The organism is Pseudomonas sp. JS425 (genome assembly GCF_018223845.1).
Classification (GTDB): domain Bacteria; phylum Pseudomonadota; class Gammaproteobacteria; order Pseudomonadales; family Pseudomonadaceae; genus Aquipseudomonas; species Aquipseudomonas asiatica.
Genome location: NZ_CP073661.1, coordinates 4734554 through 4748779 on the forward strand (window position 1 = coordinate 4734554; position 14226 = coordinate 4748779).

Annotated in this window: 14 protein-coding genes; 5 read left to right on the forward strand and 9 right to left on the reverse strand. The window is 63.5% G+C overall.

The features are described from left to right. Positions 1–105: 105 nt before the first annotated feature. From KDB76_RS21850 to KDB76_RS21870, 5 genes are all read right to left on the reverse strand, one after another. Positions 106–1038: a D-2-hydroxyacid dehydrogenase gene (locus KDB76_RS21850; protein WP_013973766.1), complete on the reverse strand. Its 933-nt coding sequence runs from the start codon at positions 1036–1038 to the stop codon at positions 106–108. A 2-nt stretch (positions 1039–1040) separates the two neighbouring features. Further along, positions 1041–1334: a YcgL domain-containing protein gene (locus KDB76_RS21855; RefSeq protein ID WP_015271354.1), complete on the reverse strand. Its 294-nt coding sequence runs from the start codon at positions 1332–1334 to the stop codon at positions 1041–1043. Then, positions 1331–2464 (reverse strand): ribonuclease D, encoded by a 1134-nt coding sequence (gene rnd, locus KDB76_RS21860; RefSeq protein ID WP_013973768.1) that lies wholly within the window; start codon positions 2462–2464, stop codon positions 1331–1333. Before rnd ends, KDB76_RS21855 begins: the two co-directional genes overlap by 4 nt. A 98-nt stretch (positions 2465–2562) precedes the next feature. Next, positions 2563–4200 (reverse strand): phosphoethanolamine--lipid A transferase, encoded by a 1638-nt coding sequence (locus KDB76_RS21865; protein WP_013973769.1) that lies wholly within the window; start codon positions 4198–4200, stop codon positions 2563–2565. A 165-nt stretch (positions 4201–4365) separates the two neighbouring features. Beyond that, positions 4366–4731: a 5-carboxymethyl-2-hydroxymuconate Delta-isomerase gene (locus KDB76_RS21870; protein WP_013973770.1), complete on the reverse strand. Its 366-nt coding sequence runs from the start codon at positions 4729–4731 to the stop codon at positions 4366–4368. 116 nt (positions 4732–4847) lie between these two features. On the opposite strand from KDB76_RS21870, the gene KDB76_RS21875 reads away from it, so the two are divergent. Beyond that, entirely contained in the window at positions 4848–5084 is a 237-nt protein-coding gene (locus KDB76_RS21875; protein ID WP_003259536.1) for a YdcH family protein, read from the forward strand. A 123-nt stretch (positions 5085–5207) separates the two neighbouring features. Here KDB76_RS21875 and KDB76_RS21880 read toward each other — a convergent pair whose 3' ends face one another. After that, positions 5208–6389 carry an aminotransferase class I/II-fold pyridoxal phosphate-dependent enzyme gene (locus KDB76_RS21880; protein ID WP_038410089.1) on the reverse strand — a complete coding sequence of 394 codons (1182 nt, stop codon included), beginning with the start codon at positions 6387–6389 and terminating at the stop codon, positions 5208–5210. Between the two features lie 92 nt (positions 6390–6481). On the opposite strand from KDB76_RS21880, the gene KDB76_RS21885 reads away from it, so the two are divergent. After that, positions 6482–6943, forward strand: coding sequence for an Lrp/AsnC family transcriptional regulator (locus tag KDB76_RS21885; protein ID WP_038410090.1), 462 nt, complete (start codon positions 6482–6484; stop codon positions 6941–6943). A gap of 117 nt (positions 6944–7060) precedes the next feature. On the opposite strand, the gene KDB76_RS21890 is transcribed toward KDB76_RS21885, so the two are convergent. Further along, positions 7061–9391, reverse strand: a complete 2331-nt coding sequence (locus KDB76_RS21890; protein ID WP_038410091.1) for an FdhF/YdeP family oxidoreductase — start codon at positions 9389–9391, stop codon at positions 7061–7063. Positions 9392–9739: 348 nt separating this feature from the next. Here KDB76_RS21890 and moaA point away from each other — a divergent pair, with 348 nt between their 5' ends. Both moaA and KDB76_RS21900 read left to right on the forward strand, forming a co-directional pair. Next, positions 9740–10744 (forward strand): GTP 3',8-cyclase MoaA, encoded by a 1005-nt coding sequence (gene moaA, locus KDB76_RS21895; RefSeq protein WP_038410092.1) that lies wholly within the window; start codon positions 9740–9742, stop codon positions 10742–10744. Positions 10745–10764: 20 nt separating this feature from the next. Continuing rightward, positions 10765–11664 (forward strand): bestrophin family protein, encoded by a 900-nt coding sequence (locus KDB76_RS21900; protein WP_013973775.1) that lies wholly within the window; start codon positions 10765–10767, stop codon positions 11662–11664. A 129-nt stretch (positions 11665–11793) separates the two neighbouring features. Here the strand turns inward: KDB76_RS21900 and moaB are convergent, their stop codons facing one another. Next, a complete protein-coding gene (gene moaB / locus KDB76_RS21905; RefSeq protein WP_003259533.1) occupies positions 11794–12333 on the reverse strand; it encodes a molybdenum cofactor biosynthesis protein B in 540 nt (179 codons plus the stop codon). A 140-nt stretch (positions 12334–12473) separates the two neighbouring features. Here moaB and KDB76_RS21910 point away from each other — a divergent pair, with 140 nt between their 5' ends. Further along, positions 12474–13361 (forward strand): LysR family transcriptional regulator, encoded by an 888-nt coding sequence (locus tag KDB76_RS21910; RefSeq protein ID WP_038410093.1) that lies wholly within the window; start codon positions 12474–12476, stop codon positions 13359–13361. On the opposite strand, the gene KDB76_RS21915 is transcribed toward KDB76_RS21910, so the two are convergent. Next, positions 13349–14131 carry an AraC family transcriptional regulator gene (locus KDB76_RS21915; protein ID WP_038410094.1) on the reverse strand — a complete coding sequence of 261 codons (783 nt, stop codon included), beginning with the start codon at positions 14129–14131 and terminating at the stop codon, positions 13349–13351. The genes KDB76_RS21910 and KDB76_RS21915 overlap by 13 nt on opposite strands. Positions 14132–14226: the final 95 nt, after the last annotated feature.

Genomic DNA, 14226 nt, shown 5'->3' on the forward strand with positions numbered 1-14226 from the left:
TCCTGTGCCAGCACAGCCAACACCAGCCTCCCACAGGACCTGAGGGTAGTGGGGATCCTGTGGGAGCGGGTTTACCCGCGAAGAGGCCAGTACAGGCAACAGAAATCAATAGCCTCGGGCGAAGTCCACTTCACCTCGCAACCCCTGCCCCGCCGCATACGCCCGCACATTCTCGACAAACAACCGCACCATCGCCGCCGGCGAGGTGGGTGCCGAGCTGTGCCCGGTCAGCAGCAAGCCCCACGCCGTCCAGAACGGGTGTTGCCTGGGCAACGGCTCCTGCCGGCAGACATCGATCACCGCCCCCGCCAGGTGCCCTTCCTTCAGTGCCTCGACCAGGTCAGCGTCGACCACCGCAGCGCCGCGCCCTGCATTGATGAACAGCGCCGTGGGCTGGAAGCGCTTGAACAGTGCCGCGTCATACAGGTCGTGGGTTGCCGGGGTATCCGGCAGCAGGTTGAGTACGTAATCGACCTGACTCACCAGGCGCGGCAGGTCGGCCAGCGCCGCTACCTCGACGAACGGCGCCTGCTCGCGGGCGCTGCTGGCAACGCCATACAGCACCACGCCAAACGCCTGCAGGAACTCGGCCACCCGCTGGCCAATGTCGCCAGTGCCGACGATCAGCACCTTGCGCCCTTCCAGGGTCCGCCCCGGGCGGTCGTCCCAACGACGCTCGACCTGGCTGACCAGCCGCGACAGCACCTCGCGCTCATGGCCGAGCATGTAGGTGAGCATGTACTCGGCCATCACCTGGCCAAAGATGCCCACGGCGCGGGTCAGGCGATAGTCGCGCGGCAGGCCCTCGGCCAGCAGCGGGGTGATACCGGCCCAGGTGGACTGCATCCAGCCCGGCTTGTGGCCCTGGCGCAACAGGCTTGCCAGCAGGTCCGGCTGGCCCAGCCACACCGGGCACTGTGGCGCCTGGCGTGCCAGTTCGGCGGAGTCGCCGCTGGTCAGGACTTCCAGCTCAGGCGCGGCTGCGCGCAAGATCTCGGCGTATCGAGCATGATCATGCTCAGCAATCAGTACTCGCATGATCAGGCAGGGTCGTTACGGCGCAGCAACTCTTCGGGCAGGTGCTCGATGTAGTCGTCTTCCGGCGGCGGCATCTGCAGGTGGTAACCCTGGTTGTCGAGGTTTTCCAGCACCTTGGCGATATCCTCGCGGGCCAGCTTGCGCTCGGGGGTAAGCACCAGGTCGAAGGCGTGCACGGGGGTGCCGAAGAACGGCAGCAGGCCTTCGGGCACGCGCTCCAGGCCGTCGGCCTTGAGCACGTACAGGTACATTTCGTTCTTGCGGGGGCTCTTGTAGATAGAGCAAATGCGTTTCATCGGGTCTCTCCGGCGCCTGCGAGGCTGTCCAGCAGGGCCTGGCCCATGCGCTCACGGCGCCAGCCGCGCAGCGAATCGGGCAATTGATAGGGGCCATTGGGGTAGCCGCTCTTGAGCAGCGCTTCCAGGGCTTTTTTGCGCAGCATCAGCTCGGGGGCAATGCCCAGGCGCTCACCTTCGGCCTGGCCGATGGCACGCAGCTGCTTGAGGATACCTGCGGCCTCGATCGGCAAAGGCTCGGGCAAGGCCTGTGGCCATTGCTCGGCTGGCAGGCTGGCGGCACGCTTGATCAGCTGGATGAGGAACTCACCGTCCTGACGAATGGTGCGCGGATGCATCTCGTCGATCTTGGCCAGCGCCGACAGGTTGCTCGGCTGGCTCTTGGCCATCGGCCACAGCGAGTGCTCCTTGAGGATGCGATTGCGCGGTACGTCGCGGTTGCGCGCTTCACGCTCGCGCCAGGCACACAGCTCACGCAGCACTGCCAGTTGCTGGGGGGCCAGCTTCCAGGCCAGCTTGACGTCGCGGTACAGGCTTTCGGGCTCGACTTCGCGGCGCAATGCAGCCACCAGCTCGGCGCCGTCCTCCAGCACCCAGGCGTACTTGTCGTCACTCAGGCGCGGGCGCAACACGGTGAACAGCTCGGCCAAGTGCACGGCATCCTCGGCGGCATAGCTGACCTGGGTTTCCGAGAGCGGGCGCTGCAGCCAGTCGGAGCGGGTTTCGCCCTTGGGCAGGTCAATACCCAGCACATCCTGCACCAGGCGCGAATAACCCATGGAGAACCCCAGGTTCAGATAACCGGCCGCCAGTTGGGTGTCGAACAGCGGCTGTGGCAGCTTGCCGGTCAGGCGCAGCAGCACTTCGAGGTCTTCGCTGCAGGCGTGCAGCACCTTGACCACACCGCTGTCATCCAGCAGTTCGGCCAGGGGTTGCCAGTTGCCGATCAGCAACGGGTCGATCAGGAAGGCACGCTGGCCATCGCCGATCTGGATAAGCCCGGCTTTCGGGTAGAAGGTGTCGACCCGCATGAATTCGGTGTCGACGGCGACAAAGGGCAGCTGATGCCAGTCGCGGCAGTGTTCGGCCAGGCTCTGGTCGTCACGGATCCAGTGTATTTCGATGGCCACGAGGCTCTCCCACTAACATTGGCGCGCAGTATATACGGCGCGGGCACTGCTGGTGAAACCTGCGCCATCCCTGGAATGGATAAACGGTGCAGTCAGACTCAGCGCTTGGCCGCCAGCCACGGCCGGCAGCTGGCGAACATGTCCAGCGATTGCTGGTAGACCTCGGTACGCACCTGCAACAGGCCGAGCATCGAGTGGAACAGGTTGTCCTGCGACAGCGGCGCATCGCTGAGCTTGGCCAGGCAATCGGTGTCGACGCCGAAGTCCTCCTTGTAGCTGTCGGAGAACCAGGTCAGCAACGGCACATGCTTCTGCTGCTCGGGGGCGATGGCGTAAGGCGTGCCGTGCAGGAACAGGTTGTACTCACCCAGCGACTCGCCATGGTCGGACAGGTAGATCATCGCCGTGTCGACCTTGTCCTGCTTGCTGCGCAGGGTATCGATCAGCGAGGCCAGCACCTTGTCGGTATAGGCCAGGGTGTTGTCGTAGCCGTTGACGATTTCCTGTTCGCTGCACTGGTCCAGCGCGTTGCTCTGGCACACCGGGGCAAAGCGCTGGTCGGCGCCGGGGTAGCGCTTGAAGTATTCAGGCCCGTGGCTGCCCATCTGGTGCAGCACCAGCACGGTGTCCTTGTCGAGGTTGTCGATCAGCTCACCCAGGCCCTGCAGCAGGATCTGGTCATGGCATTCACCATCAGCGCACAACTGCGGGTCCTGGAGTTTGCTGACATCGATGAACTGCACGCGGTCGCAGGTACCCTTGCAGCCCGATTGATTGTCACGCCACTGCACCGCCAGGCCGGTCCGCTGGAGGATGTCCAGCAACCCTTCGCGGTTCTTCGCCACGCGGGCATCGTAGTCCTTGCGCTTCATGCCAGAGAACATGCACGGTACCGAAACGGCGGTTTCCGTGCCGCAGGAGTGAACATCGGAGAACGCCAGCAGGCCCTGCTCCCTGGCAAGGTTCGGTGTGGTATCGCGGTTGTAGCCGAGCACGCCGAAGTGATCTGCCCGCGCACTTTCACCCACCACCAGCACAGTCAGCGACTTGCGTTCATGCTTTTGCCAGGCAGCGTCACGCTTGGCATCTTCGCCGTAATGCTGGAAGGGCCGTGATGCGGTACCGACGCGCTCGCTGACATAACCGATGGAGGCACCCACGATATTGCTGGGGGTGAGCATCAGGCGCAGTTCGTGGTGGTTGCGAAACAGCGACGAAAGGCCCTGGTAGTTGACCAGTGCCACCGAGCCCAGGGCCACCACGCAGGCGCCGCCAACCACCAGCTTGCCGAGCAGTTCACGGTGCCAGGCGCGATAGGCGATCGGCGCCTTCCACAACAGCAGCGAAGGCACTACACCGAGGCCCAGGATATACAAGGCAAACTTCAACGAAAGCAGGTCACGCACTTCCGCCACGTTGGTTTCCGCAATATTGCGGAACATGCCCGCGTCAATGAGTACGCCGTACTGGTTCATGAAGTAAGCCACACCCGCGCCACTCATGAACAACACGATAAGTATTGGCTTCAATACATAACGGAAGGCGAACAACGTAAGGATCAGGTTGAACGCGAACAGCATCAGCACGGCAAACGCCAGGCTCAGCCAAAGCCCCGGCAAACCGGGCGGCACGACCTGTTCGAGATGCTGCCAGAGGAAGACATTGAAGCCTATCAGCAGGTAAAGGCTGGCCAGCAGCGTGACCCATTCAGTCCGCAGGGATTTGAAGTTGAGCATCAGTGTTCGCAATCAAGAGTGATTATCAGCCCGAGGGCCTGCGCGGCACCGGGGAAACTTGGCTGAACTCTAGAAAGCGTGCCATCAATATTTTGTGAAAAAGACGCCAACAAATTCGTGAGCAGGCGCCTTTTCTACATTAAAAGAAGTTCATTCAGCGCTTGTTCAGCCTCGCAGGCGTGCCTTGGCATACGGCTCGCGCTCGATGTCCAGCACTTCCACGCACAGCTGGATATCAAGCCCGGGTTGCCCGGGGATGGCGTCACGCAACACGTCGAGCAGGCTGGTGGACAGTTGCGTCTTCACCTCGGGCGAGCGCCCGCTGAGGATGGCCAGGCGCACATGGGCAAAGGCACGCTCGCCGGGCGCGGTGCCCACCCGATAGTGCTTGAAGGCTTCGGCGCGGCTTTTGATATCGGCCTCGTCGGCGAACTGGCCACTGCCGACCAGGGCATGGTTCAGGCGCAGCAGCAGGACGTCGACATTCAGCTCACTCAGGTTGTCGCTGTATTCGAGGTTCAGGTGAGGCATGGCGCAGGTTCCGGGTCACGGGGAGATGCGACAGCCTACCCCAGTCCCCTACCTGCGCAAAGACGACTATCCTCAAAGGTCAGAACCATCCGCCAACCCCCGACAGAGGTGAAGAAATGCCAGTTCCGCATGATCTGCTCGCTGACCTGCACGTTACCGCTGATGCATTCCAGGCGCTCATGGACAAGGACCAGACGCTGCACTCACTGCACAAGGAATACAACGCAAAAGACAAAGAGGTGGTCGCTGCCGAAGGCAACGGCACTAACGACGAAACCGTCAACCGCCTGCGCAAGGAGCGCTTGCTGATCAAGGACAAGATCGAACGGATCATTCATCCGCCCAAATCCTGACAGGAATTCATTGAATCCACCGGCCTCTTCGCGGGCTTGCCCGCTCCTACAAGTACAGCGCCAAACCTGAAGGCAGCGCAATACCTGTGGGAGCGGGTTCACCCGCGAAGAGGCCAGCAGCCCTCACATAGCAGCCGCAGCCTTCAATGCCCCATCCAGGTCCTCGACCAGGTCCCGGTAATCCTCGATCCCCACCGACAACCGCAGCAGGTTTTCGCTGATGCCCATCACGCCCTTCTGCTCCGGGCTCAGCGAGCAGTGCGACATGCTCCAGGAGTGGTTGATCATGCTTTCCACCCCGCCCAGCGAGTCGGCCAGCACGAAGATCTGCAGCGCCTCCACCAGGCGGTTTAGCGCAGCCCGGTCGCCCCTGACCTTCATCGCCACTACCGCCCCGCCACTGCGCATCTGCCGTTTGCACAACTCATGTTGCGGGTGGCTTTCCAGCCCCGGGTAATACACCTGATCGATCTGCGCGTGGCTTTCGAGGAAGCGTGCCACCTGCAGGGCATTGGCACACTGGCGCTCCATGCGCACATCCAGGGTCTTCAGACCGCGCAGGGCCAGGTAGCAGTCGAACGGCCCCTGCACCGCGCCAATCGCCATGCTGATGCGGCGCAGGCGCGCCAACAGCGCATCGTTGGCAGCTACCACCACGCCACCGGTGAGGTCGGAGTGGCCGCCGATGTACTTGCTGGCCGAGTGCATCACCAGGTCCACGCCCAGGGTGATCGGGCGCTGGTTCCACGGCGAGCAGAAGGTGTTGTCGATGCAAGTGAGGATGCCCCGTGCCTTGGCCAGGTCGCACACCGCCTTGATGTCGACCAGGTGCAGCAACGGGTTGGTCGGCGATTCGATCCAGATCAGCTGGGTTTCCGGCTTGATGGCGGCGGCCACCGCCTCGAGGTCGTTGAGGTCGACGTAGGTGGTGGTCAGGCCCGAGGTGCGGCTGCGGTAGTCTTCCATGATGCGGAAGGTGCCGCCGTACACGCCGTTCATCACCACCACGTGGGCATCCTTGGGCAGCAACTCCAGCACGGTGGCGGTGGCGTTCACACCCGAGGCGCAGGCGACCGCGCCAACGCCCTCTTCCAGGGCGGCGACACAGGTTTCATAGGCATGCCGGGTGGGGTTGCCGACGCGGCTGTAGGAGTATTCCGGCTTGTCGTCCAGGCTGCGCTTGGTGAACGAGCTGGCGGTGACGATCGCCGGGAAAATAGCGTTATCGGCGACGCTGAACTGCTCACCGGCGTGAATGGTACGGGTGGCGAAATTGCGCGGCTTGTCGGACATGGTCAGGCCCATTGGCAGAGTGAAAGCTGCAACTATCGCACAACCCAAATCTTCTAGCCTTGGGGTAATCTGTGAAATATTTTTCTCCACGGCCCACGCGCGATATGGACAGCTTCGACCAGCACATTCTCACCCTGCTTCAGCGCGACGCCTCGATCTCGCTCAAGGACCTGGCCGAGGCCGTCAACCTCTCCACCACGCCGTGCTGGAAGCGGGTCAGGCGCCTGGAAGAAGACGGCTACATTGTCGGCCGTGTCGCCCTGCTCGACCCGGAACGGCTGGGGCTGGGGCTGACGGTGTTCGTCCAGCTCAAGACCCAGCGCCACGACAGCGCCTGGCTGGAGCAGTTTGCCGCGACCGTGACCGGGTTCGAGGAAGTGATGGAGTTCTACCGCATGTCGGGGGACTGGGATTACATGCTGCGGGTGGTGGTGGGGGATATTGCGGCGTATGACCGGTTTTATAAAAAGCTGATCACCAGTACTGATGGGCTGTCGAACATCACTTCCAGTTTTGCCATGGAGCAGATGAAGTACACCACGGCCTACCCGGTGCATCGTTCCTGATCGGTGCTGGATTCTTCGCGGGCTTGCCCGCTCCCACAGGAGTACCACAGGTGCTGAAAACTGTGGGGTCCCTGTGGGAGCGGGCAAGCCCGCGAAGAGGCCAGCACAGGCAACCGATCAATCCGCGGCAAGCACCGCCGCAATCCGGTTCCCCGCCTTGGCTTTCTCGACCTTGATCGCCACGAACTTCGAGGTCGGGGTATAGGTCCCCTCGCCATAGCTTTCCAGCGGCACCAGCGGGTTGGTCTCCGGGTAATAGGCCGCCGCCTGCCCCTCGGGCACGTCATAAGCCACCAGGCGAAAGCCCGAGACCCGCCGCTCCACGCCATCCTCCCACAGCGACACCAGGTCCACATGCTCGCCCGGCTCGAAGCCCATCCGGCGGATGTCCACCTCGTTGACGAACACCACTTCACGCAGGCCAAACACCCCGCGATAACGGTCGTCCAGGCCATACAGGGTGGTGTTGTACTGGTCGTGCGAGCGCAGGGTCTGCAGGATCAGGTCGGGCTTGTCACCGCGCGCCAGCACCTTGGCATTCACCAGTTGCTCCGGCAGCTGGTGCGGGCTGAAGCGCGCCTTGCCTGTGGCCGTGCGCCAGGTACGGTCGGCGGCATTGTTGCCCAGGTGGAAGCCGCCCGGGTGCTGCAGGCGCTCGTTGAAATCGGCAAAGCCGGGGATCACATCGGCAATCATGCTGCGGATACGGCCATAGTCGGCAACTGCGTATTCCCAGTCGATCGGCTGCTTGCCCAGGGTCGCCTGGGCCATGCCGGCGATGATCCACGGCTCCGAGCGCAGGTGCGGCGAGCGCGGGCGCAGCTGGCCGTGGGAGATGTGTACCATGCTGAAGGTGTCCTCCACGGTCACGCCTTGCGGCCCGCTGGCCTGCATGTCGATTTCGGTACGGCCCAGGCACGGCAGGATCAACGCATCGCGGCCGGTGACCAGGTGCGAGCGGTTGAGCTTGGTGGAAATCTGCACGGTCAGCGCGCAATTGCGCATGGCCGCATGAGTGCGCGGCGTATCCGGCGTGGCTTGGGCAAAGTTGCCACCCAGGCCGATGAACACCTTGGCCCGTCCCTCTTCCATGGCCTTGATAGCCAGCACGGCGTTATGCCCGTGGGCACGCGGCACGCGGAACCGGAAGCGTTTTTCGATGGCATCGAGCAGGGCCGCCCCGGGCTTCTCGTCGATGCCCATGGTGCGGTCGCCCTGCACGTTGCTGTGACCGCGCACCGGTGACAGGCCGGCACCGGGCTTGCCGACGTTGCCGCGCAGCAGCTGCAGGTTGACGATTTCCTGAACGGTCGGCACCGAGTGGCGATGCTGGGTGACGCCCATGGCCCAGCACATGATTACCCGTTCGGCCTTGCGGTACATGCGCGCGGCCAGTTCGATCTCGGCCTGGGTCAGGCCCGATTGCTCGACGATGTGCGCCCAGGGCGTGGCATCCACGGTTTCCAGGTATGCGTCGATGCCACTGGTGTGCTCGGCGATGAAGGCATGGTCGAACACCGCCGGTTCGCCATTGGCCTGGGCTTCGCGTTCCCACTGCAGCAGGTACTTGGCAATGCCACGCATCACTGCCATGTCACCGCCCAAGGCCGGGCGGAAGTAGGCCGTATTGGTTGGTTCGGAGCCATTGCTGAGCATCTCGAACGGGTGCTGGGGGTGCTGGAAGCGCTCCAGGCCGCGCTCCTTGAGCGGGTTGAAGCAGACCACCTGGGCACCACGCTTCACCGCTTCACGCAGCGGTTCGAGCATGCGCGGGTGGTTGGTGCCGGGGTTCTGGCCGATGACGAAGATGGCATCGGCCAGTTCCAGGTCGTGGAACACCACGGTGCCCTTGCCCACGCCGAGGGTTTCCGACATGCCCACGCCGCTGGCTTCATGGCACATGTTCGAGCAGTCGGGGAAGTTGTTGGTGCCGTAGGCGCGGACGAACAGCTGGTAGAGGAACGCCGCCTCGTTGCTGGCCCGGCCCGAGGTGTAGAACTCGGCCTGGTCGGGCGATTCGAGTGCGCGCAAGTGTTGCGCAACCAGCGCAAAGGCTTCTTCCCAGCTGGTTTCGACATAGTGGTCGGTGGCCGCGTCGTAGCGCATCGGGTGGGTCAGGCGGCCCTGGTACTCCAGCCAGTAGTCGGTCTGCTCGGCCAGCGCACTGACGCTGTACCTGGCGAAGAATGCCGGGTCCACCGAGCGGCCGGTGGCTTCCCAGTTGACCGCCTTGGCGCCGTTCTCGCAGAACTTGACCATGTCGTTTTCCGGCGACTCGCCCCAGGCGCAGCCGGGGCAGTCGAAGCCGCCGTTCTGGTTGGTCTTGAGCATGGCCCGCAGGTTCTTGAAGGCATTGTCGCTGCCCAGCCAGCTCTTGGTCACGCTCTTGAGCGCCCCCCAGCCGGCGGCGGCGCCTTTGTAGTCCCTGATATGTTGGTCCTGGCTCATGCGGTGAATCCTCACGCTTCGATGCTTTTTTTCAGCCTATGGAGCGTGGGGTAGAGCCGTCCAATCGAAAGATCTTACGGGGTGATAGGCGGTTTCGATCATGGGCTGGAACCGCGCCACGGCCTTCGCGGGTGAACCCGCTCCCACAGGGCCCCCACAGGTTTCGAGCCCTGCGCTTTACCTGTGGGAGCGGGTTTACCCGCGAATTGGGCGACGCGGTCAACACTTTGAAATACGTGACCTGCAGCCATGATAGAGACCATCGATCAATCGGTCGGACAAAGCAATTTGACGGCCCTGCGCCCAAGTTATAGCTTGGATTGAGTCCCTACCCATTCGAGCGCGAACGTGGAACAGAACAGCCGGGCCCTGATCGACGGCTTCAACCGGAAAATCGACTACCTGCGGATGTCGGTCACCGACCGCTGCGACTTCCGTTGCGTGTACTGCATGGCCGAAGACATGCAGTTCCTGCCGCGCCAGCAAATCCTCAGCCTTGAGGAACTGCTCCAGGTGGCCGAGCGCTTCGTCGCCCTTGGCACCCGCAAGATCCGCCTGACCGGCGGCGAGCCGCTGGTGCGCCAGGGCATCGTCGACCTGTGCGGGCGCATCGCCGCCCTGCCCGGCCTGCGCGAGTTGTGCCTGACCAGCAACGGCTCGCAACTCGGGCGCCTGGCCCAGCCGCTGCTCGACGCAGGTGTCACGCGCCTGAACATCAGCCTCGACAGCCTGGACGCCGAGCGCTTCAAGCAACTGACCCGCACCGGCGACCTGCACCAGGTGATCGCCGGCATCGACGCCGCCCGCCAGGCCGGTTTCAAGCGCACCAAGCTCAACTGCGTAGTCCTCAAAGGCCGCAACGACCACGAACTGGTCGACCTGGTGCGCTTTGCCATCGACCGCGAACTGGACATCACCTTCATCGAAGAAATGCCCTTGGGCGTGATCAGCGAACATGAACGCGGCGAGTCGTTCTGCTCCAGTGACGAAGTACGTGCGCTGCTGGCCGAGCAGTTCACATTGGTCGAATCGACCGAGTCGTCCCAGGGCCCCGCCCGCTACTGGCGCCTGGCCGAAGCCGCCAATACTCGGGTCGGCTTCATTTCGCCACACAGCCACAACTTCTGCGCCACCTGCAACCGCGTGCGACTCACCGTCGAAGGCCGCCTGCTGCTGTGCCTGGGCAATGAACACTCGGTGGACTTGAAGCAGGTTCTGCGCGCCCACCCCGGCAACCCCGAACGCCTGGAAAAGGCCATTCGTGATTCCTTGCACCTCAAGCCCTACCGCCATCATTTCGAAGTCGGTGGCGACGTGCAGATCCTGCGTTTCATGAACATGACCGGCGGCTAGGCAGCCGTCTCTGGATTTCCATGATCGTCCACCCCACCCCCGATGTGCTGCGTGTGCTGTTCACCCTCAAGGGTTCGATCGTCAAGCGCATCGCCCTGCGTTGCCTGACGATCACCCTGCTGGCCGCGCTGATCGTGTTGGTCGAGCGGCATTTCCCGGCGTTTTTCTACCCGGTCAGCGCCACCCCGTTCACCTTGCTGGGCCTGTCACTGTCGATTTTCATGAGTTTTCGCAACAACGCCTGCTATGACCGCTGGTGGGAGGGGCGCAAGGCCTGGGGCAAGCTGATCATCGAAACCCGTTCGTTCGTGCGCGAAAGCCTGGTGATTACCGACGAAACCCTGCGTGCCGAACTGTTGCGCAGCCTGTGCGGCTTTGCCCATGCGCTGAATGCTCGGCTGCGCAGCGAGGACGAACTGGCCGCCGCCCGGCCCTGGCTGGCCCGGCCCGATGCAATCAGCCCGCACAACGTGTGCGACGCCATCCTGCGCGAAATCGGCGGGCACTGCTCGCGGCTGGCAACACAGCAGCAGATCAGTGACTGGCGCTACAGCCTGCTGGAGCAGCGGCTGGTGGGGCTGACCGAAGTGCAGGCTACCTGCGAGCGGATCAAGGGCACGCCGTTGCCGTTCCCCTACACGCTGCTGCTGCACCGCACCATCTACATCTTCTGCCTGTTGCTACCGTTTGCCCTGGCCGAGCCGCTGGGCTGGCTGGCGCCGCTGTTCACCACCATCGTGGGGTACACGTTCTTCGGGCTGGATGCGATTGGCAACGAACTGGAAGACCCGTTCGGGCGCGATGAGAACGATCTGCCGACCGATGCCATGGTGCGGACCGTGGAGCGCGATGTGCTGGCGGGGTTGGGGGAACAACAGCTACCGCCGGCGTTGTTGCCGGTGGACCATGTATTGAGCTGATTGAATGCAGTGGCCTGTGCCGGCCCTTTCGCGGGTAAACCCGCTCCTACAGGGCCCCACAGGTTTCGAACCCTGCGCGATACCTGTGGGAGCGGGTTTACCCGCGAAGAGGCCGGTACAGGAAAAAACTCAGCCCCGGCTTGCACAGGCCTCGATCGGTTTCAGGTGCTTGACGAAGTTGCACGGCCGGTGCCGCGCATCCAGCTGCTCCGCCAGGATGCCCTCCCACGCCGTACGGCAGGCCCCGGTGGAGCCCGGCAGGCAGCACACCAACGTGCGGTTGGACAGCCCGGCCAGCGCCCGGCTCTGCACGGTCGAGGTGCCGATATCGAGAATCGACAGGGCCCGGAACAGTTCGCCAAAGCCATCGATGCGCTTGTCCAGCAGGCACTCGACCGCTTCCGGCGTGCTGTCACGCCCGGTAAAACCGGTACCGCCGGTGATCAGCACCACCTGCACCTGTTCGTCGGCAATCCAGGTGGCGACCTGGGCGCGGATCTTGTAAAGGTCGTCCTTGAGCAACGCCCGCGCCACCAGGCGGTGGCCGATCTCCACCGAGCGGCTGGCCAGCAGCTCACCGGAAGTGTCGTTGTCGTAGGTACGGGTATCGCTGACTGTCAGCACGGCGATGTTGAGCGGTACGAAGACCGCATCGGGTTGGACGCGCACGGTGGGGCTCCTCGAGTGGCATTGCCGCCACGCTAGAGGCATGGCCCAGGGGCGTCCAATCGATATGGCGTACCGACTCATCAATGACATCTATCGCAGACGTGGGTTAAGGTCTGCATAACCCGATACCAGGCACCTCCATGGACATCAAGCAGCTCAAATTCCTCATCGCCCTCGACCAGACCCGCCACTTCGGCCAGGCGGCGGCGCTGTGCCATATCACCCAGCCGACGCTGTCCATGCGCCTGCGCAACCTGGAGGACGAGCTGGACCTGGTACTGGTCAAGCGCGGCCAGCGCTTCGAAGGTTTCACCGAAGCGGGCGAGCGAATCCTGGCCTGGGCCCGTACCCTGCTCGCCGCGCACGATGGCTTGCAGGCCGAAGCCGCCAGTTGCCGCGGCCAGGTGGTCGGCAGCCTGCGCCTGGGCACGGTGCCGCTGGCCAGCTTCAACCCCATGCACCTGCTGCTGCCGCTGCGTGAAAAATACCCCGAACTGCACTTCCAGATCAGCTCGCTCAGCTCGGAACAGGTGATCGACGGACTCAGCCGCAACCAGCTCGACCTGGGCATCTGCTACCTGGACCAGGTCAACACCAGCTTCTTTGAAGTGATCGAACTTGGCACCACCACCATGGGCCTGCTGCACGATACCCGGCACTTCCAGTTCACCAGCGACACCCTGCGCTGGGACGAGCTGGGCGACATTCCGCTGGGCCTGCTGAGCAAGGGCATGCACTACCGCCAGTCGCTGGACCTGAGCTTCCGCAGCCGTGGACTGGAGCCGAATGCGGTACTGGAAAGCGACTCGAGCTTCCAGCTGATCCAGGCCATCAACACCGGCATGTGCTGCGCGGTCATGCCTCTGAACTGCGGGCTGGAAGACCTGAGCGAGCACCTGCGCATCCTGCCGGTGGCCGACGCCGCCATCCACAGCCCGGTCGGCCTGCTGCTGCGCCGCAGCGAACCGCGTTCGGCAATTGCCGAGCAGTGCTTCGATGAGGCGCGGGTGCTGTTTCAGGCCAACTGAGCGCTTGTTGCCTGACGGTACTGGCGCGGGGTGAAGCCGGTCAGTTGCTTGAACTGGCGGCTGAAGGCGCTGTGGTCGGTATAGCCGCAGCACATCGCCACTTCAGTGATCGGCAGTTCCGAATGCAGCAAACGGTGGGCGTGCTCCAGGCGTGCCTTGTGGATCATCTGCCGTGGCGTGAGGTGGAACACCCGCTTGCAGTAGCGCTCCAGCTGGGCCACGGAAATGCCGGCGATACGGGTCAGCTCGCCCATGCTGATCGGCTGGTGGAAATGCCGCCGGATATGCTCGTCCACCGCTGCCAGGCGCTGGTAGGCGGGATGGCTGTCGGCGGCTGATTGCAAGTCGACCGAGATGCCGACCAGGCCAATGATCTCGCCGGCACGGTTGTACAGCGGGCGCTTGTGGGTCAGGCACCAGCCAGGCTCGCGGCTGCCGTAAAGATGCAGCTCCAGTTGGTCTTCCAGCACCAAACCCTCCTTGAGAACGCGACGGTCCTGCTCGGTGTAGCCGGGGCCCAGCTGTGCCGGGAACACTTCGGCGCTGGTCTTGCCAAGCAGCGGTTGCAGGCGCTTGAGGCCACAGCGCTGGACCAGGGTGTTGTTGGCCAGCACATAGCGGGCGGCCGGGTCCTTGATGAAGATCGCGGCGTTGGGGATGGCGTCGAGGATCGGCAGCAGCAGGGACACACCGGCGAGCAGGGCCTCGAGGTTGGTGGGGCGGTGCTGGTCGAGGGACTGGTACAGGGTTGCCAGGGAAGTGTCGGTCATCTGCTCTCTCTCGGTTTGCTGTGCCGGCCTCTTCGCGGGTAAACCCGCTCCTACAGGTACTGCGCAGCCCTCGAAGCTGCGGAGATACCTGTAGG